This window comes from Streptomyces sp. P9-2B-2 (assembly GCF_030406865.1).
GTDB classification, from domain to species: Bacteria; Actinomycetota; Actinomycetes; order Streptomycetales; family Streptomycetaceae; genus Streptomyces; species Streptomyces platensis.
Map to the genome: position 1 here is coordinate 7,680,669 of NZ_CP129126.1, position 25,773 is coordinate 7,706,441.

A 25,773-nucleotide genomic window follows, 5' to 3' on the forward strand; every position below is an offset into this window, starting at 1 on the left:
ACGGGGCGGCCGCTCAGGCGCCCTTGGGCTCGACACGGGCGATCACCGCATGCGGACGGCCCGGATGCGGTGCGCTGAAGGCCGCGTACAGCGCCTCGTGGTCGCGGCCGTCCACGGTGGCCGCGGACCACCCCGCGGCCTCGAAACGGGAGGCGATCCCGCCGCGCCACCCATGAGTGGCGGAGGCGTTGTCGATGACCAGGGTGTGCAGCCGGTCCAGGCCCGCGGCAGCCGCGTAGGCCAGGGCCTCGTGATTGCTGCCCTCGTCCAGTTCGGCGTCGCCGATCAGCACCCATACGGCCGGTCCGGGCCGGTCCTGCGCCCGCAGACCGAGGGCGGTGCCGACGGCCAGCGGCAGCCCGTGACCCAGCGATCCGCTGCCGATCTCGGCACCGGGCACCAACATCCGGTCGGGGTGGTGGCCGAGCGGCGAGTCGTACGAGCCGAAGCCCGGCAGCCACTCGGTGGGGAAGAAGCCCTTGGCGGTCAGCACCGCGTAGTAGGCCATCGGGCCGTGGCCCTTGGAGAGCAGAAAACGGTCCCGGTCCGGGTCCGTGACGGTGCCGGGGGAGACCCGCAGCACCCGGTCGTAGAGGACCCAGAGCGCGTCGAGCGTGGAGGTGGCGGCCGGACCGTGCTTCTCATCGCCCGTCATCAGGCTCATCAGGTCCGGCAGTTCGGCGAAACCGATGCGGTCGCCGTGCGGAGCGGGCTCCGCCGGGGTGCCCGCCGTGGGGGGTGTCGTCAGATGCGTCATACGGCAGAGCCTGCAACCTCAAGCGCGCTTGAGGTCAAGCGTGGGGCCGCGGGCCGGGAGATCCACGGCCCGCGGCCGCCGGGGTCAGACCTGCCCCGGCTTGAAGACGTCCTGCTCGATGAGGAGCTTGTCGATCCGGGCCTTGTCCACCCGGTTCGTCACCTCCTCGACCTCCTGGCGGTCGCGCACGCACTTCGCCAGCGTGAACGCCGAGGACACCACGAAAATCAGGCCGAGGGCGAGAAAACCGCGCTCCCACGGCCCCACCGGCAGCTTGATGATCCCGATCACCAGCGCCACCAGCGACAGCCCGAAGGAGATCGCGGCCTGCACGAAGAAGGCCGTGGTCGTCGGCCGCTGAATCGATGGAGTAGTCATGCGCGTAGCGTGGCGGCACAGTGACACCGGCGCATGAGTACAGCTACTCATCTCGCACCCGCCGCCCCGCCGCGAGGCGGGAAAGTGGCAGCCCCCACCCTCTGACATGCGGTATTGTTCTCGTGCGCGGTCAGCCGGGACATCCCGGCCGGATCGGGCACCGGGACGTGGCGCAGCTTGGTAGCGCACTTGACTGGGGGTCAAGGGGTCGCAGGTTCAAATCCTGTCGTCCCGACGGTGCGAAAAGGCCCGTCGGCCGGGAGAAATCCCGAGTCGGCGGGCCTTTTGCTGTGCCGCCACTTCCTTACGGTTTCCGGGGGTAATCCCGGGCGCCGGGCAGCCACGCTCCGTGGAGCCCCCGTGTGGCAGGTCTCCGGTGACGCTCCGTACGACCTGCGCCCTTCGTCGCTCAACTCCCGGTTAAGTCCGGCGATCCCTACTGTCCGTAAGTGGACTGGTGCACCGCGTTCCTGGCGTGTCAGGATGAGCGGGAGATGACGGAGCCTTAACTGTTCGTTGGGCTCAATCGACGGGGGACGGTAGACATGAATGTGGGGGGAGACGGCCGGTCCAAGGGGGCGGGCAGTGTGCTCGCGGAGCGGCTGAACCATCTCTTCGCCAACATGCATCCGCCGGGGGCCCCGTACACCAACGCCTTTGTGGCCGAGGAGATCAGCGAGGGCGCGGAGGAGTACGGCGGGGTCAAGGTCACCGAGCAGTATCTGTCGATGCTGCGCAACGGCAGGCGTACGAACCCGAGCCCGGAGCTGCTGCGCGCGCTGGCCAAGTTCTTTGCCGTGCCGGTCGGTTATCTCCTGGGGGACCTCTCGCAGCCGCAGGCCGCGCGGGTGGAGGAAGAGGTCCGTTTCCTGGCCGCGATGCGGGACCAGCGGGTGCGCGCGATCGCGCTGCGCTCCGTCGGGCTGCCGCCGGAGGTGCAGGACAGTCTGACGACGATCATCTCCCAGTTCCGGCAGCAGATGAACCTGCCGGCCGATCCGCCGGAGCAGGGCGGTGACCGACGCGGTGAGTGAACCGACGGGGACCGCTGAGCGCGGCCAGATCTTCTCTTCCTGGCAGCGGGTCGGAGACGAGGACGGGACGAGCATGCGAGTGGGGCAGATGCGCAGGCGGTGCAAGCGGCTCATCAAGGAGCTGGCGCTGCCGGCCACAACCGATCTGCGCGGGATGTGCGACATCGTCGCCGCGCGGGTGGCGCGGCCCGTCCATCTGGTGCCGATGAGCCTGGGCGGGGTGGTCTCGGGGATGACGGCCGTCACCGACGACGACTACTGGGTCTTCTACGAGCTCAAGACCTCACCGTGGCACCAGGCGCACATCGTGCTGCATGAGCTGAGCCACCTCCTGTTGGGACACGGCCAGGATCCGGCGGTCACCGAGGACGCGCTGAAGCTGTGGACGCCGTCCGTCGATGTCGCCACCGCCATGCGGCGGATGGGCCTGACCATGGGCTTCGCCCGGCATCACGGCTATGACAACCTCGCCGAGCGGGAGACCGAGGTGCTCGGCACGCTCCTGATGGAGCGGGTGGCGCCGTCCGCGGCCGAACGTGCCCTGCCCCTGGAGGGCCAGGCGGCCGAGCTGGCCGCGGCGCTCGGGCCCGCGCTCCAGCACATCCGGCGGCAGGAGACCCCGGCTGGGGACGAGCGGGCCGACGGCGCGGGTGCGGGCGCGGTGCAGGACGGGGGCCCGCGTGTTTGACGTCATCTATCTGTCGTTCGGCGTCGCCGCCTGGGCGATCGTCGGGTACAAGTCCGTCGCGTGGTTCCGGGACCGCAGCAACGCGGACCTGGGACTGGCCTGTGTGATGACCGGCGGGGTGGCGACGGTCTTCCTCCTCTCCGCGCCCAGCGTCTACCGCGCCTTCGACCGGCTGACCGGCGTGGCCAACCTCGCCATGGTGTTCCTCTACTCCTCCGTCGTGGTGTTCGCCGCCGGTGCGCTGGTGCTGCTGCTGCGCTGGACGGGGGGCGAGGGCGCGCACGCGCGGGCCCGGGTACGACGCAGGGCGCGCGTCGCCGTCGGGAGTGTGGCCGCGCTGTGGGCCGTGGCGATCACCGGCTTCGTGGTCGGCCGCCCGGACGCCGTCGAGCATCCGCGCGACTTCAGCACCGCCTACACCGACTCCCCGGGAGTCATGCTCTTCCTGGTGCTATATCTGGCCATTTTCGGACTGAGCTCGGCGGCCCTGGGAACCCTCTGCCCCCGCTACGCCGCGCAACTCGGCGGCACCCACCTGGCGCGCGGTCTGCGGGTGCTGGCCGCGGGCTGCTGGCTCGGCCTGGTCTACTGCGCCTGCAAGGTCATCGGCTTCGCCCTGTCCTGGACGGGCCACCCGGCGCTGTGGCTCTCCAACGGCGTGGCCCCGTTGAGCGCCTCCGTCGCGGCGCTGATGGTCCTCGCCGGATTCGCGCTGCCCGCGGCCGGCCCCCGGGTCGCCGCCTGGCGCCGACTGCGCCGGCTCTCCCCGCTCTGGCGGACCGTCACCGCACAGACCCCCGAGGTCACGATGGGCTCCCCGGCGTGGTCCATACGCTGGCCGTTCGCCGACCTGGAGTGGCGGGCCAACCGGCAGATGGCCGAGATCCGGGACGTACAGCGCGGTATCCGCCGCCATGTGGAGTCCGACGCCGTCGACATCGCCCGTGAGCGGGCCCGCGCGGTCGCCCTCGACGACCGGCAACTGGCCGCCGTCGCGGAGGCCGCCGCGCTCCGCCGTGGCCTGGAGAACCGTGCGGTGGGCCATGTCCCCGACCATGGCGCCGACAGCGTGGTGGTCGCCAACGGCACGGACCCGGCCGAACTCGCCGCCGAATACGAGCACTTGGCGCTGGTCGCGGATGTCTACCACTCGCCGCTGATCGACACCGTGCTCACCGAACTGCGCCAGCGGAGCTCGGTGGCGCACGGCTGAGGAAGCACCACAGACGGGGTGGCCCGGCACGGGGGTCCGGGCCGCCCGAACCACCCGGGCGGCACCGGCCCATGAGACCGGTGCCGCCTTCGGGGCGGCCATCGTGTGGCGCGCGCCGGACGGCAGGGTGAGGGAGACGCCCTAGGGTCGGGCCCATGCAGAACACCGCCGAGACCGGCTCTGACGCCCCCATCGATATGACGCCCCTGCTCGACGACCCGTACGCCGCCTACGCCGCGCTGCGGGACGCCGGGCCGGTGCACCGGATCACCGGCGCCGACGGGCACCCCGCCTGGCTGGTGACCCGCTACGACGACGTCCGCGGCGCCCTCGCCGACCCCCGGCTCTCCCTGGACAAGCGGCATGCCACGCCCAATGGTTACCGCGGTTTCGCGCTGCCGCCCGCGCTGGACGCGAATCTGCTGAACATGGACCCGCCGGACCACACCAGAGTGCGCCGCCTGGTGGTCAAGGCCTTCACCACGGGCCGGGTCGAGGCGCTGCGCGCGCCCGCACGGCGGATCGCCGACGCGCTGCTGGACGCGATGGCGGAGCGCGGCCGCGCGGAGCTGATCGCCGACTACGCCGCGCCGCTGTCGATCGCCGTGATCTGCGATCTGCTGGGCATCCCGCACCGTGACCGCCCCGATTTCCTGGCCTGGTCGGACGCCCTCATCACCCCGGACCCGAGCCGGCCGGAGCTGATGAAGGAGGCGATCGGGGCGATGCTGACGTTCTACACCGGACTGATCGTCGCCAAGCGCGCCGAGCCGGGCGACGATCTGCTCTCGGATCTGATCGCGGTGCGCGACGAGGCGGCCCCCGGCGAGGAGGGCGACCGGCTCACCGAGGACGAACTGACCTCGCTCGCCTTTCTCATCCTCTTCGCCGGATACGAGAGCACGGCCCATCTCATCGGCAACGCGGTGCTCGCCCTGCTCGACCACCCGGACCAGCAGCGGGAGTTGCAGCGCAATCCGGCCGAACTGCCCACGGCCGTCGAGGAGTTCCTCCGCTTCGACAACCCGTATCCGGTGGCGATCCGCCGCTTCCCCATGGAGGACATGGAGATCGGCGGCGTACGGATCCCGGCCGGGGAGAGTGTGCTGCTGTCGATCGCGTCCGCGAACCGCGACCCCGCGCGCTTCCCCGAACCGGACGCGCTGGACCGCGGCCGGGACCTCTCCGGGCACCTCGGGATGGGGCACGGCATCCATCACTGCCTCGGCGCCCCGCTGGCCCGGCTGGAGGCCGTCACCGCGCTCGAAGCGCTTCTCGGCCGCTTCCCGGAGCTGCGACTGGCCGTCCCGCGTGGTGATTTGCGGCATCGTCGGGCGCTGCGGGCGCGTGGCCTGATTTCGCTGCCCGTCGCCTGGTAATCGGCAAACGAACAAGTTTTTGAGGCATAACCGTTCGCTCATGCGGTAGAAAGGTTCCTGAGACCCGCCCGGTGTGCATCCCCCGTCGCACCGGGCGGGTCCTTCTTTGCACCTGTTGCAATTGCGACACGCCCGGTGGTCCGGCGCGGCCCTGAGCCGTCTGGCTCAACCACGCTGCGGTCCGCGGCACCCCTTCTTAGCGTGGCGGCATGGCAATTGACGCGCGTGTGTCCAGGAAGGCCGGTGCGGTGGCGCTGATCGCTGCTGCCGGTGTGTCGCTGACGTCCATACCGGCCGCAGCCAACGGGGCGACGGCCCGTCAGCCCGCCGCCGGAGTACAGGCGCCCACCGACCCCGGCACGGCGAGGCTGCCCAGCGGCCTCAGCGCGCTGTCCTGGATGGTGGCCGACGCGGACACCGGCAACGTGCTGGCCGCGAAGAGCCCGCACCGCAAGCTCGCCCCGGCCAGCACCCTCAAGACGCTGTTCGCGGTCACCGTCCTGCCGAAGTTCTCGGCCGGCACGGTGCGCCGGGTCAGCTCCGCCGACCTCGCGGGGGTCGGGGCCGGCAGCAGTGTCGTCGGCGTACGGCAGGGCCGCCGCTACTCCGTCGGCGACCTGTGGCGCGGGGTCTTCCTGCGCTCCGGCAACGACGCGGTGCATGTGCTGGCCGCGATGAACGGTGGCTGGCGGACCACGGCGGAGGAGATGCAGGAGACCGCCCGGAAACTCGGCGCACGCGACACCACCGTCAAGTCCCCGGATGGTTATGACGCGCCCGGTCAGGTGTCCTCCGCCCACGACCTGACCGTCTTCGCCCGCGCCGGGCTCGCCAACGAGGACTTCGCCCGCTACTGCGCCACCACCCGCGCCACGTTCCCCGGCGCGGGCGGCGCCACGCAGATCGAGAACACCAACCGCCTGCTGGCGGGCTCGCACGGGATGTCCCGCTACCCCGGCATCATCGGCGTCAAGAACGGCTACACCAGCAAGGCCGGCAACACCCTGATCGCCGCCGCGCGCCGCAACGGCCGCACCCTCCTGGTCACCGTCCTGAATCCCCAGTCGCAGGCGTACAACGGCGTCTACAAGGAAGCCGCTGCCCTGCTGGACTGGGGCTTCCGCACCGCCGGCACGGCCCAGCCGGTGGGCACCCTGCACGCCGTGCGCGCCACCGATGACGGCGCCGGCCCGATGCGCCCGGTGGCCGCCGAGGTCACCGAGGCGGAAGCGCGCGGCGGCTCCCCCTGGCGCACCACCCTCGTCCTCGGGGCGGGCGTCGCCGGTGTCGCGGCGCTGGGCCTGGGTCCTCTGCTCGCCAGGTGGCGACAGGCCCGCGGCCGCGGTGGACGGCGGGGAGGGGCGGCGTAGGCCCATCGGGGTCATGGCCCGACCCTGATCCCCGGTGGGCGTTTTTCGGTCAGGTCTCCTGTCGCCGCAGGCGGGGCGCGGTCTCTGCCGCCGGGACGGTCCCGCCGTCGGTCAGACGCCCGGTCAGTTCCTGGGCCCAGGCCATGAGTCCCGTGACGTCGATCCCGTAGGGGGCGGTCTCCGCGTACGGCGCGATGGCCGTCGCGCCCCGGTCGAGCAGCGTCGTTCCGCCCGCCGTGTTGCCGCGTGCCGCATGGGTGAGTCCCACCGCGAGCTGGGCGAGTCCCCGCCACAGCTCGCGCTCCGTCTCCGGCGCCGCCTTCCAGGCGTCCTCCAGGACCTCATGGGCGTGGAACGGCATCCCGTCGTCGAGCAGCCGCTGCGCCTCGGTCAGCGACTCCGCGGGCGTCCGGGGCACGCCCTCGGGCTGCCGCGCCACGCCGGGGGAGCCGTACGGCAGCGGCCGTCCGAGCCCGTCACGCGGGCGGGCGTTACGGGCCCGCCCTTCCTCGTCACGGTCCCGGCGGCGCGGTGCGGAGGGGGCGGGGCCGCCGGGATTCCCGGTTGGGGGCGGGGTCGGGGCGCCACAGTGCTCGCAGACCGCACTGCCGGGCCGTTCTCTGATCCGGCCGCAGGCGTCACACACCTGGTCCAGCCAGCAGGCCGGATCGCCGCCCTCGTCGACCGCCCGGTGCGGGACGGATGGGCGGGACGTGAGGGGCCGGTCGTCCGGGCTGTCCGCGTCGTTCACGCTTCGATTGTGCGCCGTGCGGGCGGGTCGGCGTCGCCGGGGGCGGGCGCGTTGCCGTACCGGCGAGCGCCCGGCCATTGTTGGGTTTCTTTCCTATTCCCCACGGGGCTGCCGCCACTCAGGCCAACTCGGCCGCGTAGAAGCAGAAATGGTCCTTGATCCGGGCGACCTCGGGGTGCGGCTCGGGGTAGGACCAGACGATGTCCTCCGGGCCGTCGGTGAGCGACCAGTAGGAGGCGGTGCCCTTGAAGGGGCAGACGGTATGCGTCCCGGACGGGGTGAGCAGCTCGGTGCGTACGTCCTCGGGAGGGAGGTAATAGCGCACCGGGTAGCCGGTCTCGGAGAGCAGCAGCGGGCGGCGGCTCTCGGCGATCAGCTGTCCGTCGATCTCGACGCGTACGTGGTCGGTGCCTTCTTCGACGTCGATGCGGTGGCCTCGGGTGGTGCTCATGGTCACGTCCCTTCGGTGGGCGAGGGAGGTGGCTCCCTCCCGGTCCAGCATCGCACCGGGAGGGAGCGGGGCGGGCGGGGCGCCACGGGGCTAGCGGGGCGTCACGAGGCTACGGGCGGGGTGTCGCGTCGTCGCGCCGGCCCGCCCCTCCGCGGCCTCCGCCGCCTCACACCTCGCGAATACCCCGCCCCGCCCACTCCGGCCCCGGCGCGATGAGGCCGGCGAGGCGCTCGCCGGCCGTAGCGGGCAGCGGGGCCGAGCGGCCGGTGGCCTGGTCGATGTGCAGGGTGAACAGTTCCTCCGTGGCCACCGGGTCGCCGGACGGGTCCCCGGTGAACATCTCGTGGAGGAAGCGGAGCTTCTTGCCGTCCACGCCCAACACGGTCGTACGGACGGTGAGTTGGCTGTCGCGCGCGACCTCGCGGAGATAGCGGACATGGGCCTCGACCGTGTACAGGGAGCAGCCGGTGCGCTCCCGGTAGGCGGCGTCGAGGCCGGCCGCGTCCATCAGGGCGTCGGTTGCGAAGCCGAAGATCAGGACGTAGTAGGCCTCGCTGAGATGGCCGTTGTAGTCGATCCACTCGTCCCGGACCGTTTGGCGGAAGAGGGGCAGGCCGCCCGTGGTGTGGTCGGTCATCGGTGGGTGCTCCCCAGCCGGCCCGTGGCGCGGAGGACGTCGATGACGCCCTGGTCGCGCGCGGCGACCAGATCCGCGTACGTACGGTCGCCCGCGGCCTCCCGGCAGCCGTCGACCATGGCGTCGCGCAGCGCACGGTCCAGCTCGGGCGCCTCCAGACGGGTCCACGGCGACTTCAGGGACGGGCCGAAGTGGTCGAGCATATGGGCCATCCCGCCCTCGCCGCCGGCCAGTGCGAAGGTCAGGCAGGGGCCCATGAACGCCCAGCGCAGGCCGGGTCCTTCGGTGATCGAGGCGTCGATGTCCTCGACCGTGGCCTCGCCGTTGGCGACCATGTGGAGCGCCTCGCGCCAGAGCGCCTCCTGGAGGCGGTTGGCGATGAAGCCGGGCAGTTCGCGGTCCATGGTGATCACGGACTTGCCCGCCACGCCGTAGAAGCGGGAGGCCCAGTCGACGGCCCCGGGGTCCGTCTGCTCGCCACCGACGACCTCCACCAGCGGGATGAGGTACGGCGGATTGAAGGGGTGGCCGACGACGAGGCGGCCGGCGTTCTCCGCTTCCGTCTGCATATCGGTCATCGGGTAGCCCGAGGTGGAGGAGGCGATGACCACGCCCGGCCGGGTGGCGGCGGCCAGTTCGGCGAGCAGGGAGCGCTTCAACTCCAGCTTCTCGGGGGCGCTTTCCTGGACGAAGTCGGCGTCGGCGACCGCCTCGGCGAGGGTGGGGGCGAGCGTCAGCCGGTCCTGCGCGGCGCCGTCGGCCAGGCCTATCTGTTGCAGCGCGGGCCAGGCGGCGGCCACCAGGCGGCGCAGCCGCTCTTCGGCGTCCGCGGCCGGGTCCCAGGCGGTGACGTCGTAGCCGCGGGCGAGGAAGTACGCGACCCAGCCGCCTCCGATCACTCCGGCGCCGATACAGGCGACGCGGCGTACGTCCTCGGGGGCGCAAGGGGCAGGGGTGGTTTCCGGCATGGGGCAGCGGCTCCAGATGGTGGGCGGAGAGGGAGGGAAAACCGGGCCGTGGGTCAGGTGCGGGGCTTCAGGCCCAGGAGGGTGCGGGCCCGGTCGGGGGTGGCGACCGTGGCGCCGAGCAACTCGGTGATCTGGACGGCGCGTTCGACGAGCTGCCCGTTCGTGGCCTGGACGCCCTTGCTGAGGTACAGGTTGTCCTCCAGACCCACCCGCACATGCCCGCCGAGCAGGATCGACTGGGCGACCCACGGCATCTGCATCCGGCCGAGCGCGAAGCTCGCCCACCGGGCGCCCTCGGGCAGCATGTGCACCATCGACTGAAGTACCCCCGGGTCGGCCGGTGCGCCCCACGGGATGCCCATGCACAGCTGGAAGACGGTCGGGTCGTCCAGCAGCCCCTCGGCGAGCAGCTGCTTGGCGAACCAGAGCTGACCGGTGTCGAAGATCTCCAACTCGGGCCGTACGCCGAGCTCCTGGATGCGCTTCGCGCCCGCCCGCAGCATGTCGGGGGTGGAGACATAGAGGTTGGAGCCGTCGCCGAAGTTGAGCGAGCCGCAGTCCAGGGTGCAGATGTCGGGCAGCAGTTCCTCGACGTGCGGCAGCCGCTCCAGGCCGCTCACCAGGTCCGTACCGGGCAGCTGCCGGAGCGGCCGGTCGGGGTCGATCACCAGGTCGCCGCCCATACCGGCGGTGAGGTTGATGACGACGTCGGTGCCGGTCTCCTTGATCCGCTCGACCACCTCGGCGTACAGGCGGGGGTCGCGCGACGGCTCGCCGGTCTCCGGGTCACGGACATGGATGTGCACCACCGCGGCGCCCGCGCCCGCCGCCTCGACGGCCGACGCGGCGATCTGCTCGGGCGTCACGGGGACGTGCGGGGAGCGGCGGACGGTGTCGCCGGCGCCGGTGAGCGCGCAGGTGATGATGACCTCGTGGTTCACGGGGGTCCCTTCTACGGGGGTGGGTGCCTCGGGCTCGGCGGGGAACTGCGGCGTCAGACCGCGGCGGCCGGGGTGAGTTCGCTCTCCACGAAGGCCAGCAGCGCGGTGTGCATGGTGTCGGGGCCGGTGCTGTCCGGAGCGGTGGCGAGCACCTGGGTGGCCAGGCCGTCGATCAGCGCGGTCAGCCGGAGCGCGGTGAACTCCGGATCGACGGTGCGGAAGACGCCTTGGTCGACGCCGCGGCGTACGACCTCGGCGACGGTGGTGCGCCATTGCCGGTAGTAGTGCTCGTGCAGCCGCCCCACGGCGGTGGAGCGGGCGGCCTGGGCCCACAGATCGAGCCAGACCAGCCACTGGCGGCGCTGCTGCCCGGTGCGCGGGATCTGTAGCGCGATCAGCTGAAGCAGCTCGGCACGGGCGTCGGGGGCCGCGGCCGACTCGGCGGCGCGGCGCGCGGTGTCCTCGTCCATGCACCAGCGCACCGCCGCTTCCAGCAGCTCGTCGCGGCCGGGGAAGTGGTAGTGGACGGCGGCCGGGCTGGTGCCGCACGCGGCGGCGATATCGGCGACCCGTACGCCGTGGAAGCCGTGCTCGGCGATCAGCCGGACGGTCTCCCGCACGAGCTGGAGAGGCCGGCCGCCCTCGGGCACGGCGGCCGGCTCGCGGCCGGCCGGCTCCGCGGGCCGCTCCGGGGCGCCGAGCAGCCAGCCGGTGTCGACCGCCCCGATATCCGCGATCCGCACGATCTCAGCCAGCGTGAAACGCCGGGTGCCACCCAGTGACCTGGACAGTTTCGAGGGGTCCATCACGATCCGGCGGGCGAACTCGCGCTGGCTGCATCCGAGCCGGCCGATCACCTGCCGGACACGGTCCGTGACTTCTCCGCCTTCGTCGGTGACCCGGTCTCCGGGGGTGTCCTCCATGGTCCGGGACCGTAACAGCGTGTTGAGAACATCGCAACGGTCCGGGGAGCTGGTGCGGACGTATGGGCCTGGTGTTACTGGGTTCAGGGCGTGCGGGTGTGGGCAACCTGAGAGAGGAGTCAGTGAGGTGGCGACCGCTGCCACGGCGGCCGGGGATAAATGGACTGGAGCGCCGCAATCCGGGTGAATGTGGCAAAGTGACGACATGGCTGACCGGGGAGCGAAGCGGCCCGCCGTGTCGGTGCCGGACGACTGGCCCGCCCACCCGGACCTGACCCTGGCCCTCAACGGCATGGGCGGCTTCGACTGGGACCTCGACAGCGGGCTGATGCATATGGACCCGCCCGCCCTCGAGGTCTTCGACATGCTTCCGGCGGAGTACGACGACCACCCGGCCACCCTCAACACGCGCGTCCCGGCCCATGAGGCGGCCCGTCTGGACGCCTTGGTCGCCCGGGCGCTCAAGGACGGCAGCGACTCCTACGGCGCCTACTTCCGGGTCCGGCTGCGCGACGGCGAGCTGCGCTGGACGCACAGCCAGGGCAGCATCCGCCGGGACAGCACCGGCCGGCCGCGCCGGATCATCGGGGTGGTCCGCGACGCCAGCCACGAATACACCCACGCGGCGGAGCGGCTCGCCGGAGATGAGGAGCGCAGGCGGCACACCAGCGTCGTCGAGCGCACCACCGCCGCCCTGGCCCACGCCAGGACGGTCGGTGAAGTGATCGCGGTGCTCGCCGATGAGCAGGGGCTGAGCCGGCTGGGCGCGGAGAACGTGATTCTGGGCCTGGTCGAGGCGGGACGCATCCGGCTGATCTCCGAGGGCAAGGCGGGCAGCTTCGTACCCGACCTCGAATACACGCGGGTGGGCGACGAATTCCCGATGAGTGAGGTCGTCCGCACCCTCACCCCGCGCTATGTGGGCAGCCGGGCGGAATTCCGGCGCAAGTACCCCCGGCTGTGGCCGGCCATCGAACCGCTGAACGTCAACTCTGCCGCCTATCTGCCGCTGATCGCACAGGGCCGCCCCATCGGGGTGATCGGCCTGTTCTTCGAGCGGGAGAGCGACTTCCGCGACCAGGAGCGCAACGTCCTGGTGGCGCTCGGCAGCAGCATCGCGCAGAGTCTGGCCCGCGCCATGCTCTACGACCAGGAGCACGATCTCGCCGCCGGCCTCCAGCAGGCCATGCTGCCGCGCCGGATCCCCGGTATCCCCGGCGCGCAGATCGCCGTCCGCTATCGCTCCGCCCGGATGGGCCGGGACATCGGCGGCGACTGGTACGACGTGATCCCGCTGCCCGACGGCCGGGTCGCCGCCGTCATCGGCGACGTCCAGGGCCATGACACCCGGGCCGCGGCCCTCATGGGCCAGCTGCGGATCGTGCTGCGTGCCTACGCCGCCGAGGGGCACGCCCCCGCCACCGTCATGGGCCGGGCCTCCGCCTTCCTCAACGAACTGGACACCGACCGCTTCGCCACCTGCACCTACGTCGACGCCGACCTGAGCACCGGCTCGGCCCGGATCGTCCGGGCCGGTCATATCGACCCGCTGCTGCGGCACGCCGAGGGCATCTGCCGCCGGCTGCCGGTGGCCGGCGGGCTGCCGCTCGGGATCTCCTCCGAATTCCGGCGGCTCGACTACCCGGTCACCACCGTCCAGCTCGCCCCCGGCGACACCCTGCTGCTGTGCACCGACGGCATAGTCGAACAGCCCGGCACCGACCTCGACATCGGGATGCGGGAGCTGGCCCGCGAGGTCCGCGACGGCCCGCAGGACGTCCAGCAACTCGCCGACCGGCTCTGCGAATCGGCGGGCGACCGGACCGGAGAGGACGATATGGCGCTGCTGTTGCTACGCCGGCTGGGCGCCCCGGAGCACGACATCGTCGGACGGTTCCGCCAGCACATCGCGCCCGCCGACCCCGAGGGCCTCTCCGCCGCCCGGCACATGATCCGGGCCGCGGTACGCGCCTGGGGCGCGGCGGACCGTGCCGAGGAGATCGAGCTGGTCGCCGACGAGCTGATCACCAACGCGCTGCTGCACACCGACGGCGAGGCCGTGGTCAACATCCGTATGCCGCACAGCGTCGGGCGGCTGCTGCGGCTGGAGGTCGAGGACCACTCCAGCAGCCTGCCGCGCCGCCGCGAGCCGGGCGAGGCCGGTGTCTCCGGCCGCGGTCTGCTCCTTGTGGACCGCCTGGCGGACGTCTGGGGTGTGGAACCGCGCGGCAGCGGAAAGTGCGTATGGTGCGAGTTCAACTGCTCCTGACCGGTCGGCGTCGAGGCGCACCGGACAGGGCGATCAGCGGGCACGGGTGCCGGGGCTTCGGCACGGTCGAGTGAGGACGGCGCTATGGGAACGCGGGCTGCGGAACAGCACGAGGAGGCCCGCCAGTTGGCGGCGCGGCTGGAGGCGGAAGGCGTCCGGAACGTGGCGCTGACCTGGGTGGACAACGCAGGCATCACCCGCGTCAAGACCATTCCGGCGCAGCGGCTCGCGGCGGCCGCGGCGCGCGGCGTCGGGATGTCGCCCGTCTTCGACGTTTTCACCTCTGACGACGCCATCACCGAATCCGAGCACCTCGGCGGGCCGGACGGCGACCTGCGGCTCATCCCCGACCTGGACCGGGTCACCGTACTCGCCGCACAGCCCGGCTGGGCCTGGGCGCCGGCGGACCGCTACGACCAGCTCGGCCGGCCGCACCCCGCCTGCCAGCGGCAGTTCGCCCGGCGGATGGTGGAACGGGCCGCCGCGGCCGGGCTGGAGCTGCGGATGGGCTTCGAAACGGAATGGGTCGTCACCCGCGCCCCGGACGGCACCCACCCGGCCGCCGCCGGCCCGGACGAGACCTTCGACTACCCCTGCGCGGGCCCCGCGTACGGCATGACCCGGGTCGTGGAACTCTCCGACTACCTCCGGGATGTCACCGAGGCGCTGGCCGTCCAGGGCCTCGACGTCCTCCAGCTCCACCCCGAGTACGCGCCCGGCCAGTTCGAGGTCACCACCGCCGCGGCCGACCCCGTCCGCGCCGCCGACGATGTGGTGCTGGTCCGCGAGACCATCCGCGCCGTCTCCGTCCGGCACGGCCTGCGCGCCTCCTTCGCCCCGTCGTTCGTCGCCGGACAGGTCGGCAATGGCTGCCACCTCCACCTCGGTCTGTACCGCGACGGCAGCAGCCTGCACCGCACGCCGGACGCCTCATGGGGCCTGGCACCGGACGCGGTGGCCTTCCTCGGCGGCGTCCTGACCGCGCTGCCCGCCCTGCTCGCCATCGGCTGCCCCTCGCCCGCCAGCTATCTGCGGCTTCAGCCCTCCCACTGGGCCGGTGTCTACCAGTGCTGGGGCGTGGAGAACCGGGAGGCGGCGCTGCGCCTGATCACCGGTGCCCCCGACGACCCGGACGGCGGCCATGCCGAGGTCAAGACCTTCGACGCCGCCGCCAATCCATATCTCGCGGTCGGCGCGGTGCTCGCCGCGGGACTGCACGGCATCGAGACCGCAGCCCAACTGCCGGCCCCGCACGTCGGCGACCCCGGCACCCTCGGCGTCCGCGAACGCGCCCGGCGCGGCATCGTACGGCTCCCCGCCACCCTCACCGAGGCGGCCGACCGGCTGGAGAAGTCCGCCCCGCTGTACGAGGCGATGGGCGAGGTCCTGCACGGCGCCGTCCTCGCGGTCCGGCGCGCCGAGGAGGCCCGCTTCGCCGACTGCGAGCCGGAGGAGATCGCCGCGGCTACTCGCTGGCGGTGGTGACGGGAGTTCTTGCGGGTGGGGGAGTGCTCGCTGGTGGGGGGCGGACCGATCCCGCCCTCTCGTCGGACGGGGGCCGTGCCCTGGCCTCACCGGGGCTGCTGCCCCTTGCCCTCCCCACCCCGACGTAAGGGGTAAGCCGCCGGAGCACCTCTTCCCGCCCCGGAGCCCCCCGCGCCCCCGTCACATGCTTTACTGCCGCGTGCCCCCTACAACGACCTCCGAAAAGAGCGAAATACCGCTGCGCTCCCGGATATTCGCCGATCTGACCCCGCTGCGCACCTCCCCCGACTACCGCCGTCTCTGGTGTGGCAACACCATCTCCTGGATGGGCCAGCAGATGACCGCGCTCGCGGTCTCCCTCCAGGTCTATGCGATCACCCACTCCACCTTCTCGGTCGGCCTGGTGGGGCTGTGCTCCCTGGTGCCGCTGGTGATCTTCGGGCTGTACGGCGGCGCCATCGCCGACACCGTCGACCGCCGCAAACTGGGCCTCTACAGCGCCCTGGGCGCGACGGTGCTGTCCGTGGCCCTGGCCGCCGCCGCGCTGGCCGGATACCACCGGGTCTGGCTGCTCTACACCGTCGTCGCCTGCCAGGCCGTCTGCTTCGCGATGAACTCACCGGCCCGCAGCTCGATGATCCCGCGGCTGCTGCCCGCCGAGCAGCTGCCGGCCGCCAACGCCCTCAACTCCCTGACCGGCAACCTCGGTCTGATGGGCGGGCCGATGCTGGGCGGGGCCATCGTGGGGCTGTGGGGCTATCAGACCGCGTATCTGATCGACGTGGTGGCCTTCAGCGGCTCGCTCTACGCGATGTGGCGGCTGCCGTCCATGCGCCCCGACCAGGGGGAGGGGCCGCGGCGCCGGGCCTCCGTACTGGACGGCCTGCGCTTTCTCGCCACCCGTCCGAATCTGCGGATGACGTTCTTCTCCGACCTGGCGGCGATGGTGCTCGCCCAGCCGCGCGCCCTGTTCCCGGCGGTCGCGGCGCTCTGGTTCGGCGGGGACGCCAAGACCGTCGGCCTGCTGGTCGCGGCGCCCGCGGCGGGCGCCGTATTGGGCGGGCTGTTCTCCGGCTGGCTCGGCGGGATCCGCCGGCACGGCCTGGCCATCCTGATCGCGGTGGCTTCCTGGGGCGCGGCCATCGCCTGCTTCGGGCTCTCCCGGCAGTTGTGGCTGGGACTGTTCTTCCTGGCCGTGGCCGGCTGCGCGGACACCGTCTCGATGGTCTTCCGCAGCACCATGCTTCAGGCGGCCACGCCGGACGCGATGCGCGGCCGGCTCCAGGGCGTCTTCATCGTCGTGGTCGCCGGCGGCCCCCGCCTCGGCGACTTCCTCGCCGGCTCGGCGGCCGACCTGACCTCCCCGGCCACCGCGATCATCGGCGGCGGCCTGGCCTGCATCCTGACCGTAACGGCCCTCGGCCTCGGCCGCCGCGCCTTCGCCCGGTACGACGCCCGCGACCCACAGCCGTGACGGGGCTTGGCCGGGGTGGACCTGCGGCGCACTCCGGTCAGTAGCGAGTCAGCGCCGTCGCCCCGGACGCCGTGCCGATGGCCATATGCGGATGCGCGGACGGCCGTACCCAGGACAGGATCCGCGCCATCGCCCCGGCCGGTACGGAGACACAGCCGGCCGTGGCGCCCTTCCCGTTGACGTGGAGGAAGATCCCGGCACCGCGGCCGCGGACCGGCCGGTGGTAGTTGAAGCCGATGACCAGGGCCCGGCTGTACTGCGTCGGGTAGCCGGCCAGCCGCTCGGACTCGGCGGCCGCGCAGTCCGGGGGCAGCGGGTCCACCCAGCGGTTGTAGGAGGCGGAGGCGTTGTCCTCGCACCACCAGGAGTGCGCGCCGACGCGGCGGTACGGGACCGTGGTGCCGGGCGGTGCCGGGGCGGTCCCGAAGCCGAACGGCAGGTCGTACAGGCCGGTCGGGGTGGTCGAGGTGCCCTGCACGCGGCTGCCGCCCTCGGCCAGTCCGCCGGATCCGAAGCGGGCCGGTGCCGAACCCCTCAGCTGCCAGCGGCCGTTGTGCCGCTGCCACCATTGCACGGTCCCCGTGGTGGAGCTGAGGGTGCGCGCACGGGCGGTGATGAGCTGGGTGCCACCGCCGGTGTCGGCCATGGCGGCGGGGAGGGGGACACCGGGGCCGGGGGCGACGGCGGGCCGCGCGGCAGCCACACCGGGGGCGGCGGGCGCACCCAGCGCCACACCGGCCGCCGACAGCAGCGCGACGATCCCGACGCCGCGCCTGCGCCGGGCGTTCCCCGGCGGCGCCCCGCTCCCGACCCCACTCATGCCCCCGCTCCGGCCCCTCGCCCGCAGCGCCACTACCTCGCCCCCGGCCCCCGCCAGGCGCGTCCTCGCCCTCGTCCTCGTCCACATCCTCAGCAGCGTCCCGGTCCACGTCATGGGCATGACCGCACCGTAGAGCGTGACCGGTGTGCCCGGCGACGCCCGATCGGGTCATATACGCCGTGCCCCGCCCGTGCGCAACCCGTCCGCGGCAAGCCGCCGTGCGCCGGGGCCATGGACGGGCGAAACTCGGGTACGGGGGTTGATGTGCCACTAGCCGTCTCATTCTGGAGGCCCGCAGTGCAGCGGCAACCATTTACGTGCAGTGAGCGCACGCTCGACAGAGATCCGCAGCCCACGCCGGATCCGGGGGGACCACCGCCGAACCCCGTCCCGGACCCGCTCCCCGGCCCGCCGGTCCCGCCCGCGCCGCCCGAACCCATCCCGCCGGAACCGTCGCCGATACCCCGTCCGCCCGGACCCGATCCCGACCCGGTCCCGGAGCCGTCCCCGGCTCCTTCGCCGCTCTCCTAGGAGCCGCCCGGACTTTCGCCCCGTATACCGCGGGTACCACGTCCCCGCACCACCAAGGAGGTGCTGATCATGGCCATCGCCACGGTCAACCCGGCCACCGGCGAGACCCTGAAGACCTTCGACGCGCTCAACGCGGGCGAGATCGAAGATCATCTGGTCCGGGCGGAGCAGGCCTTCCAGGAGCACCGGACCACGAGCTTCGCACGCCGCAGGGAACTGCTCCTCGCGGCCGCCGAGCTGCTCGACGCCGACCAGGACGGCATCGCCCGCACCATGACCACGGAGATGGGCAAACCGCTGGCCCAGGCGCGCGCGGAGGCCGCGAAGTGCGCCAAGACCATGCGCTGGTACGCCACCCACGCCGAGGCGCTGCTCGCCGACGAGCACCCCGACCCCGCGGACGTCAGCGACTCCGGCGCGCGGCGTGCCGTGGTGCGCTACCGCCCCCTCGGCACCGTGCTCGCGGTGATGCCCTGGAACTTCCCGCTCTGGCAGGTCGTACGGTTCGCCGCGCCCGCCCTGATGGCGGGCAACACCGGGCTGCTCAAGCACGCCTCGAACGTCCCGCAGACCGCCCTCTATCTCGAGGAACTCTTCCGCCGCGCCGGCTACCCCGAGGGCTGTTTCCAGACCCTGCTGATCGGGTCCGGCGCCGTCGAGGACATCCTGCGCGACCCGCGGGTCGCCGCCGCGACCCTTACGGGCAGCGAACCGGCCGGCCGCGCGGTGGCAGCCGTCTCCGGAGACGAGGTCAAGAAGACCGTCCTCGAACTCGGCGGCAGCGACCCGTTCCTCGTGCTGCCCTCCGCCGACCTCGACAAGGCGGCCCGGGTCGGCGTCACCGCGCGCGTCCAGAACAACGGGCAGTCGTGTATCGCGGCCAAGCGGTTCATCGTGCACGAGGACGTCTACGACGCGTTCGCCGAGCGGTTCACCGGCCGTATGGCCGCGCTGACCGTCGGCGACCCGATGGACGAGAGCACCGATGTCGGGCCGCTCTCCAGTGAACAGGGCCGCTCCGACCTGGAGGAACTCGTCGATGACGCGGTCCACAAGGGTGCCACCGCCCTGTGCGGCGGACGGCGGCCACCGCAGCACCGCGCGGGCTGGTTCTATGAGCCGACGGTGCTGTCCGGCATCACCTCCGAGATGCGCATCGACCAGGAGGAGGCGTTCGGGCCGGTCGCCACGCTCTACCGCGTCGCCGACCTGGACGAGGCGGTGCGGGTCGCCAACGACACACCGTTCGGGCTCAGTTCCAATGCCTGGACCCGGGATCCCGACGAACAGGACCGGCTGGCCCGCGATCTTCAGGCCGGCGGGGTCTTCTTCAACGGGATGACCGCCTCCCACCCGGGCCTCCCGTTCGGCGGCGCCAAGCGCTCCGGCTACGGACGGGAGCTCTCCGGGCACGGCATGCGGGAGTTCTGCAATATGACGACGCTGTGGTACGGGCCGGAGGACTGAGAAATCCGGGCGCCGCACCGGAGTTGGCCCCTACGGGTGCGCCTGCCGGAGCAGTTTTCGCCGGGGACGTGAGCGGGTACGTTCCGGTTAGGCCGAGTCGGCCAACGGCCAGGTTGGTCGGCTCGGCCCCTTGCGGTCCGGGGCGGGCCGCAGCGACCGCGGCGCAGCTGCCGTCGCCCGACGCGTCGGTCCGGTCGGCTGGCGGCCCGAGAGCCGGTGGACGGCCTTCGGCAGAGCCGCGGGAGAGCGCGCGGCCGCCCCCCCATCACCTTTCCCGGCACGGTGATTCAGTGCGTCAGATCCGCCGTGTCCGGCACCGCGAACTCGCACCACAGGGCCTTGCCCGCGCCCCGCGGCTCCGCGCCCCATTCGTCGGCGAGCGCCTCGACCAGCATCAGGCCCCGGCCGGAGGTCGCGGTCTCGCCGGGGCTGCGCCGCCGTGGCCACCGGCTGGAGCGGTCCTCGACCTCCAGCCGGATCCGGCGCGGGGTGCCGGGCAGCAGCTCCACGGAGACCAGGGCGCCGCTCTCGGTGTGCGTCAGCGCGTTGGCGATCAGCTCGGAGGCGGCGACCTCGATGTTGTGCATCACGGCGCCCGCCCGCCACTGGTCCAGCGTGCGGCGCAGCGCCGAGCGGACCTCCGCGGTGCCCGACGGATCGGCCTGGTGGACATGCAGCCGCAGCCGCGGGGTGGTGGCGCCCCCGGGCCCGGGCAGCCGGTGCAGCAGCAGGAGGGCCATATCGTCCTCCGAGCCGGGATCGGCCCACAGATGGTCCGCGAGCCGGTCGGCGAGCGCCTCCAGGTCCGTGGGCCCGGCGCGGACCGCCGCGGACAGCGCGTCGATACCGGCGGAGATGTCCCGGCCGGGCTGTTCCACCAGGCCGTCGGTGCACAGCAGGAGTGTCGACCCCGGCTCCAGGAACAGCTGGGTCTCCGGGAAGTGGTCGTGCCCGAAGTGCGTGGCCAGGCCCAGCGGCAGCCCGCCGCGGACCTCGGGCCAGTCGATGTGCCGGGAGCTGTTGCTGATCAGCGGGCCGAGATGGCCGGCCCGCGCGAGGTGTAGCGCGCCGGATTCCAGATCGGCCTGGATGTACGTACACGTGGCGAAGCGCTCGGTGTCCAGCTCGGCCAGAAAGCGGGAGGCCCGCACCAGCACGGTCTCCGGGGAATGCCCCTCGCTGGCGTAGGCGCGCAGCGCGATACGCAGCTGGCCCATCACGGCGGCCGCGTGGGTGTCGTGGCCCTGCACATCGCCCACCACCAGCCCGGTCCGCCCCTGGGGCAGCGCGATCACGTCGTACCAGTCGCCGCCGATGTCCCGCCCGACGCTCGCCGGGTGGTAGCGCACGGTGACCGCACCGCCCGTGAGGGGCGGCAGTCGGCGCGGCAGCATCGTCGCCTGAAGGCCCGTCGCGAACTCCCGCTCCTGATCGAAGAGGGTCGCCCGCTGCACCGACTGCGCGACGACACCGGCCAGCGCCAGCGCCAGATTCCTGGCCTCCGGCGACTGCACCGCCGGTTCGGCGTTGAACAGCCCCAGCGCACCGATCACGGTGTCCTGCGCGACCAGCGGCAGGAACGCCGCGCTGCCCGCCGGGAGCACCTCGGTGGACGGGCGCAGCCGCGGATAGCGGGCGATCAGCTCGCCGCGGCTGCTGAGGAAGATGGACTGGCGGGAGCGTGCCGCGTCGGCCAGCGGCAGGGTGTCGTCCAGCCGTGAGGTCATCATGTCGTCGGGCACCTCGCCCTCCAGCCCGGCGGTGGCGATGACCTCGAACTCCTCGTTCTCGACCAGCCCCAGGACCAGCCCGTCCGCGCCGAACCGCCGGGCACCGCCGGCCCCGGTGAGCACTCGGGTCACATCCCTGACGGACAGCGCACGGGCCAGCGCGGCGGTGGTCTGCTGCACCATCAGGGTCTGCCGCTGCCGCTCCTGCTGGAGCGAACGCAGCAGCGCGGAGTCCGCCAGCTCGCTGGTCGCCTCCCGGACGATGCCGATGATCCGGTACGGCTTCCCATCCGCGTCGTGCAGAATCCGCCCCTGCGAATGCGTCCAGCGCTGGGTCCCGTCGCGGCACTGGAGCCGGAAGTAGGAGCCGTACGACGAGTGGCTGTCCTGGAGGGCCTGGGAGAGTGCCTCGTCGAGCCGCAGCCCCTCCTCCGGCGGCACCCGCGTGACCAGGGACATCGGCGCGCCGTCGTATTCCTCCGGGCGGAGGTCGAAGACCTCCATGGCACCGGCGTCCAGGTCCATGAAGCCGCTGTCCAGATCCCAGTCGAAGGTGCCCATCCGGTTGAGGGAGAGCCGCTCGCGCAGCCCGATGGGCTCCCGGTGCGACACCCCGGGGGCGTCCTCCGCGACATGCCGCCACGCCCGGTCGGTCCGGGGGTCGTAGTCCGTGTCGGACGGTTCCTGGGGCGGGCCGCTCATGGTGTGCCGTGCTTCGTGACCCCGCCGCGCGCGACGTGGGGGCCCGCTTCTCGCGGGCGGCGGCGCATCGGTACGGCCGCCCGCGACACCGCGCCGAGCACCCCTCGTGCCCTCGGTCGCGGGCCGTTGACCGGGGCCGATATCCACCGGAACGCGGCCATGCGAACACCCTAGGCGCGGGCCGCAGGCCCCGCATTTCCGGTACGCAGGGAGGGCCGGGCCGGTGAGAGGCGCCGACCGGCACCGGGCCGCCCGCCCCGCTCTCGCCCTGACCAGCAAGGATGCCAAGAACGTACAAGAAGGTGGGACGGGGCGGGCGGCAGTCTCGGAGGCATGACGAACGAGAACACCGCCGTACGTTTCGAGACCAAGATCGCCGTGCTGCTGCGCGAGGACCTGGAGCCCTGGCAGCGGCTGAATGTGACCGCGTTCCTGGTCAGCGGCCTCGGCTCCGAACTCCCCGAAGTCATCGGGGACCCGTACGCCGATGCCGACGGCACCCCGTATCTGCCCATGTTCCGCCAGCCCGTCCTGGTCTTCCAGGGCACGAAGGAGACCCTGACCGCCGCACACGGCCGCGCCCTGTCCCGTGCGCTGCCCCGGTCGGTGTTCACCTCCGACCTCTTCGCCACCGGCAACGACCGGGACAACCGCGCTGCGGTGCGGGCGGTGCCGAAGGACGGCTTGGACCTGGTGGGTCTCGCCGTGTACGGACCGCGCAACGCGGTCGACAAGGCGCTCAAGGGCGCCCGTATGCACCCCTGAGCGCCGCCGGACGCCTGCGCACGCCGGCCGCGCCCATCAGCACGTGGCCGGCGGGCTCAGGTCCAGGAGGAGGTGCCGTGGATCGTGGAGGCGGACTGGACGGCGCATCCCATGCGATCGAGGGCGGTGCGCACCGCGTCGCGGGCCCGGGCGCTGTCCGCGGGCGGGAAGGCGACGCGGAGCTGGTGCCCGTAGGCCGTCTCATAGGTCAGTTGCCATTCGGTCCCCGTGACGACGAAGTGGTCCTGCCGGCTGCCCTGGTGCTCGTACGAGCCGCGGTCCGCGGTGGGGCCGAGCGCCTCGCGCAGGATCCGCAGCCGTTCGGGGTAGGGGAGGGGCCCTTCGTCGAGCTGGAGGTAGATGTGGTCGCGGTCGACGGCCGTGTCGAACCAGGGGGCGATGTCCGGGTCGGCGTGCAGGAGTTCCGAGGTGAGGCGGCCGCTGAGCCACTCGTCGAGGAAGGCGGCGACCCCGTGGTCGAAGCGTTCGTAGTCGTCGTCGCGGGACCAGATGACCACCGGCCAGGAGGCGGGCGGCCCAACGGTCAGCCAGCACAGGTGCGTTCCGATGTCGGTCACCGCCCAGGCGAGCAGCCCGCCCGGCTCCGGGAAGAGCGGGTAGGGGTACTGCTCGGGCCAGTGATCCCGCAACGGGCCGAAGTCCTCCAGGAGATCCGCCGTGAGCGGTACGGGATTGTCGTCACCGAACGGCGTGCACAGGCAGAGCGCGCCCCAGAAGTCGCCGCGCCCGTACGCCTCCACCACCCGCTTGAAGTCGTCCGGCAGCGGGGTCCCCAGCATTCGCTCGGCGGCGCCCCAGTCGCCGGAGCCGTTCACCGCTTCGGCCGGCGGCGGTACCCGTTCCCTGATGCGGGCGAGCGGATCAGGTGAGTCGATCATGGGCACACCCTAGAAGCGGTGGGCGGGACAGCCGCAACTGCCCCTGGTCGCCGTACGAGTCAGCCGTCCCGGGAGTGCGCCCCCGGGACGGCTGTGGTCGTCAGGCGTGTGCCCCGGCGGGGGCCGTCACCGGACGGGTCTGGCGGGTGCGGTGGGCCAGGGTGGCCTTCCGGGTTGCCACGTCCACCGTGTACGCCTCGATGGTCAGCCGGGCGCCGGACACCTTCAGCAGCATGAACCCGTGGTCGGAGAAGTTCTGCCAGGCCGCCGGGTGCGTGAAGTGTGCCTTGCCGTCCTCCGTCTTGGCCGAGGCGCCGCACACCACCTGCCGGGTGCCGCCCGTACGGGCCGTCGGCTCCAGGATCTGCAGGGTGTGGTCATGGCCGGACAGGATCAGATCGGCCCGTCCACAGACCACGTTCTCGTACATGTCCTTGAGGTGGACACCGCTGGTGTAGTTGCCGATCTCGAAACCGTCGTAGGAACCGGCGCTGCCGTGCTTGCCGTTGTTGAGGTACGGGTGGTGGCCGATCACCACCTTCCAGCGGGCCCGCGAGGCGCGCAGCGCACCGTCCAGCCAGCTCCGCTGCTCGCGCATGTACGGCCCGTCCCAGCGGTAGTGCGGGTCGAGCTGGGCCACATACGACGACCAGGGAATGGTGTCGATGGCGAAGAACTCCACCAGCGGATCGGCGGCGGGCAGCGGCACGCTGTAGTAGCGGCTCGGCATGTACCAGCGCCGTGAGGTGGCGGCATAGGCGACCTCGCGGTCACCGCGGGACGGGTCGCCGCCGCTGCCGGGGATCAGCCCCGAGCAGTCGTGGTTGCCCAGCACCATCAGCCAGGGCACATCGATACCGCTGTTGGGCTTCTCGAACTTGTCCTGGAACTCCGAGTCGTCGTCGGACTCCGGCCCGTTCTCGTAAATGTTGTCGCCGAGGCCGACCGCGAGGCCGATCCCCTCGGCCCGGCAGAGGTCCCGGGCGGCGGCCGCCACCGCGTACTGGGCCTCGTCCCCCGTTCCCGCGTCGCCGGTCACCAGGATGGCGAACTCGCCCTTCCCATTGGGGTGTTCGGGGAACGGAAAGGCTCCCGGCCCGCCGAGGCGGGGTGCGGCGGACGCGGGCGACTGGGCCGGCGACGGCAGCATCGTGAGCGCCGCACCGGCCATCGCGCCGCCCAGCAGGGTCCGCCGGTTCACCCACTGCGGAACGCGCCCCGTCGTCCGCATCGACGGCCCCCCGGCCGTCGCCTCCGACCCGGCCCGCAGCCACTCCCGCTCGGTCATATCCGCCTGCGGCGGGATCAGTTCGTCATCACACATGTCTGGATTTCTTTCATGGTCGCCAGAGGTGATGGTGACGAAAAGATGAAGCAGAGGTGGACGTATGGCGATCGGCAGCCGCAAAGCTACGCGTCGGTAACTACCCGTATTCCGGGCGCTGTCAGGGTGTGATCGGGGGCCGTGGTGAGCGCGCTGCTTCCGGAGCCGGCCCGGCTGAAGGGCTACCACGGTGGGCGGCGCGGCGGGCGGCGGTGGCCGGTTCCCGTCACGCGGAATTCACCGACGGTTCGCGAGGCGGCGGAGGGTCCGGCCGAGATGGCGGACGTACTGGCGCTGGAAGACCGGGACCAGCGGGCCCCCGAGGCGGGTGATCGTCCGGGCGGGGCGGCTGAAGGCGGTCACCGTGAACCAGACCGAGCCGTCCGCGCGCAGCTCGGCGACGAACGCCTCCTCGCCGCACTCCGGATGCCCGCGCCGGGCCCCGTATCCGAACCCGATGCGGTTCTCCTCGGCCACCGTCCACACCACGGTGCACGGCGCCCGCAGCCTCAGCGGGCCGAACCCCAGCGACACCTCGACGTGCACGCCCGGCGCGGCCCGCGGGGCGTCCGCGCGGATTCCGGTGCCCGCCGCGCGATGCATCCGGAAGGTGGTGATCGCCTCGCCCGCCGCGGTCAGCACCGCGTGGCCGTGGCCCAGCGGCAGCTCCTCGCGGAGGTGGTGGTAGCCGGGCGGCAGCGGGGTACGACGGGTGCCGCCCTCCTCGGGGTAGTTCAGATCGCGCATGGCGGGCTCCTGGAGGGCGGGCGGCGACGGCGGGGCAGGGCGACGGTACGCGGAGAGCCGTGGGCGTTCA

24 protein-coding genes and 1 tRNA gene are annotated in these 25,773 nt (G+C 72.4%); 12 read left to right on the forward strand and 13 right to left on the reverse strand.

Annotated features, from left to right (window positions below):
- Positions 1-13: 13 nt before the first annotated feature.
- On the reverse strand, positions 14-664 hold the full coding sequence (locus QT196_RS33785) for a thiamine pyrophosphate-dependent enzyme (RefSeq protein WP_168484164.1): 651 nt from the start codon (positions 662-664) through the stop codon (positions 14-16).
- A 177-nt stretch (positions 665-841) separates the two neighbouring features.
- Positions 842-1,135, reverse strand: coding sequence for a YiaA/YiaB family inner membrane protein (locus QT196_RS33790; RefSeq protein WP_085922519.1), 294 nt, complete (start codon positions 1,133-1,135; stop codon positions 842-844).
- Between the two features lie 161 nt (positions 1,136-1,296).
- Between QT196_RS33790 and QT196_RS33795 the strand changes: the two genes are divergently transcribed.
- The 6 genes from QT196_RS33795 to QT196_RS33820 all read left to right on the forward strand — a co-directional run bounded on the left by QT196_RS33795 (position 1,297) and on the right by QT196_RS33820 (position 6,819).
- Positions 1,297-1,370: transfer RNA gene (locus tag QT196_RS33795), tRNA-Pro, on the forward strand.
- 310 nt (positions 1,371-1,680) lie between these two features.
- Positions 1,681-2,169 (forward strand): helix-turn-helix domain-containing protein, encoded by a 489-nt coding sequence (locus QT196_RS33800; RefSeq protein ID WP_266732384.1) that lies wholly within the window; start codon positions 1,681-1,683, stop codon positions 2,167-2,169.
- Between the two features lie 79 nt (positions 2,170-2,248).
- Positions 2,249-2,857 carry a hypothetical protein gene (locus QT196_RS33805; protein ID WP_248001695.1) on the forward strand — a complete coding sequence of 203 codons (609 nt, stop codon included), beginning with the start codon at positions 2,249-2,251 and terminating at the stop codon, positions 2,855-2,857.
- Positions 2,850-4,070 carry an MAB_1171c family putative transporter gene (locus QT196_RS33810; RefSeq protein ID WP_168482487.1) on the forward strand — a complete coding sequence of 407 codons (1,221 nt, stop codon included), beginning with the start codon at positions 2,850-2,852 and terminating at the stop codon, positions 4,068-4,070. The genes QT196_RS33805 and QT196_RS33810 overlap by 8 nt, the downstream gene beginning before the upstream one ends.
- A 155-nt stretch (positions 4,071-4,225) precedes the next feature.
- The gene (locus QT196_RS33815) at positions 4,226-5,449 is read left to right on the forward strand and encodes a cytochrome P450 (RefSeq protein ID WP_290356282.1); all 1,224 of its coding nucleotides are present in this window, start codon (positions 4,226-4,228) and stop codon (positions 5,447-5,449) included.
- Between the two features lie 209 nt (positions 5,450-5,658).
- Positions 5,659-6,819 (forward strand): serine hydrolase, encoded by a 1,161-nt coding sequence (locus QT196_RS33820; protein ID WP_266732389.1) that lies wholly within the window; start codon positions 5,659-5,661, stop codon positions 6,817-6,819.
- A 49-nt stretch (positions 6,820-6,868) separates the two neighbouring features.
- Here QT196_RS33820 and QT196_RS33825 read toward each other — a convergent pair whose 3' ends face one another.
- The 6 genes from QT196_RS33825 to QT196_RS33850 all read right to left on the reverse strand — a co-directional run bounded on the left by QT196_RS33825 (position 6,869) and on the right by QT196_RS33850 (position 11,490).
- A complete protein-coding gene (locus tag QT196_RS33825) occupies positions 6,869-7,444 on the reverse strand; it encodes a DUF309 domain-containing protein (protein WP_168484169.1) in 576 nt (191 codons plus the stop codon).
- 244 nt (positions 7,445-7,688) lie between these two features.
- A complete protein-coding gene (locus QT196_RS33830) occupies positions 7,689-8,021 on the reverse strand; it encodes a DUF427 domain-containing protein (RefSeq protein WP_290356283.1) in 333 nt (110 codons plus the stop codon).
- A gap of 166 nt (positions 8,022-8,187) precedes the next feature.
- Positions 8,188-8,658 carry a thioesterase family protein gene (locus QT196_RS33835; protein ID WP_168482490.1) on the reverse strand — a complete coding sequence of 157 codons (471 nt, stop codon included), beginning with the start codon at positions 8,656-8,658 and terminating at the stop codon, positions 8,188-8,190.
- Positions 8,655-9,626: a 3-hydroxyacyl-CoA dehydrogenase NAD-binding domain-containing protein gene (locus QT196_RS33840; RefSeq protein ID WP_266732393.1), complete on the reverse strand. Its 972-nt coding sequence runs from the start codon at positions 9,624-9,626 to the stop codon at positions 8,655-8,657. The genes QT196_RS33835 and QT196_RS33840 overlap by 4 nt, the downstream gene beginning before the upstream one ends.
- Before the next feature lie 53 nt (positions 9,627-9,679).
- Complete coding sequence (locus QT196_RS33845) at positions 9,680-10,567, reverse strand: 3-keto-5-aminohexanoate cleavage protein (RefSeq protein ID WP_168482492.1); 888 nt, start codon at positions 10,565-10,567, stop codon at positions 9,680-9,682.
- Between the two features lie 53 nt (positions 10,568-10,620).
- Positions 10,621-11,490, reverse strand: coding sequence for a TetR/AcrR family transcriptional regulator (locus QT196_RS33850; RefSeq protein ID WP_168482493.1), 870 nt, complete (start codon positions 11,488-11,490; stop codon positions 10,621-10,623).
- 205 nt (positions 11,491-11,695) lie between these two features.
- Between QT196_RS33850 and QT196_RS33855 the strand changes: the two genes are divergently transcribed.
- The 3 genes from QT196_RS33855 (at position 11,696) to QT196_RS33865 (ending at position 16,718) form a co-directional block, all read left to right on the forward strand.
- Complete coding sequence (locus QT196_RS33855; protein WP_168482494.1) at positions 11,696-13,759, forward strand: SpoIIE family protein phosphatase; 2,064 nt, start codon at positions 11,696-11,698, stop codon at positions 13,757-13,759.
- 84 nt (positions 13,760-13,843) lie between these two features.
- Complete coding sequence (locus tag QT196_RS33860) at positions 13,844-15,244, forward strand: glutamine synthetase family protein (RefSeq protein ID WP_168482495.1); 1,401 nt, start codon at positions 13,844-13,846, stop codon at positions 15,242-15,244.
- 184 nt (positions 15,245-15,428) lie between these two features.
- Complete coding sequence (locus tag QT196_RS33865) at positions 15,429-16,718, forward strand: MFS transporter (RefSeq protein WP_266732402.1); 1,290 nt, start codon at positions 15,429-15,431, stop codon at positions 16,716-16,718.
- 37 nt (positions 16,719-16,755) lie between these two features.
- Here QT196_RS33865 and QT196_RS33870 read toward each other — a convergent pair whose 3' ends face one another.
- On the reverse strand, positions 16,756-17,538 hold the full coding sequence (locus QT196_RS33870) for a L,D-transpeptidase family protein (RefSeq protein ID WP_266732404.1): 783 nt from the start codon (positions 17,536-17,538) through the stop codon (positions 16,756-16,758).
- Here QT196_RS33870 and QT196_RS33875 point away from each other — a divergent pair.
- Both QT196_RS33875 and QT196_RS33880 read left to right on the forward strand, forming a co-directional pair.
- Positions 17,537-17,671 (forward strand): hypothetical protein, encoded by a 135-nt coding sequence (locus QT196_RS33875; RefSeq protein ID WP_266732406.1) that lies wholly within the window; start codon positions 17,537-17,539, stop codon positions 17,669-17,671. The two genes, QT196_RS33870 and QT196_RS33875, sit on opposite strands and share 2 nt — an antisense overlap.
- 467 nt (positions 17,672-18,138) lie before the next feature.
- Positions 18,139-19,536, forward strand: a complete 1,398-nt coding sequence (locus QT196_RS33880; RefSeq protein ID WP_168482497.1) for an NADP-dependent succinic semialdehyde dehydrogenase — start codon at positions 18,139-18,141, stop codon at positions 19,534-19,536.
- A 287-nt stretch (positions 19,537-19,823) separates the two neighbouring features.
- Here the strand turns inward: QT196_RS33880 and QT196_RS33885 are convergent, their stop codons facing one another.
- Positions 19,824-21,968 (reverse strand): SpoIIE family protein phosphatase, encoded by a 2,145-nt coding sequence (locus QT196_RS33885; protein ID WP_290356284.1) that lies wholly within the window; start codon positions 21,966-21,968, stop codon positions 19,824-19,826.
- 333 nt (positions 21,969-22,301) lie between these two features.
- Here QT196_RS33885 and QT196_RS33890 point away from each other — a divergent pair, with 333 nt between their 5' ends.
- A complete protein-coding gene (locus tag QT196_RS33890) occupies positions 22,302-22,733 on the forward strand; it encodes a DUF2000 domain-containing protein (RefSeq protein ID WP_168482499.1) in 432 nt (143 codons plus the stop codon).
- Between the two features lie 56 nt (positions 22,734-22,789).
- Here QT196_RS33890 and QT196_RS33895 read toward each other — a convergent pair whose 3' ends face one another.
- The 3 genes from QT196_RS33895 to QT196_RS33905 all read right to left on the reverse strand — a co-directional run bounded on the left by QT196_RS33895 (position 22,790) and on the right by QT196_RS33905 (position 25,703).
- Entirely contained in the window at positions 22,790-23,632 is an 843-nt protein-coding gene (locus tag QT196_RS33895; protein ID WP_168482500.1) for an SMI1/KNR4 family protein, read from the reverse strand.
- 100 nt (positions 23,633-23,732) lie between these two features.
- Entirely contained in the window at positions 23,733-24,956 is a 1,224-nt protein-coding gene (locus tag QT196_RS33900; protein WP_266732415.1) for a metallophosphoesterase, read from the reverse strand.
- Positions 24,957-25,193: 237 nt separating this feature from the next.
- On the reverse strand, positions 25,194-25,703 hold the full coding sequence (locus QT196_RS33905; RefSeq protein WP_266732417.1) for a DUF1990 domain-containing protein: 510 nt from the start codon (positions 25,701-25,703) through the stop codon (positions 25,194-25,196).
- Positions 25,704-25,773 lie beyond the last annotated feature (70 nt).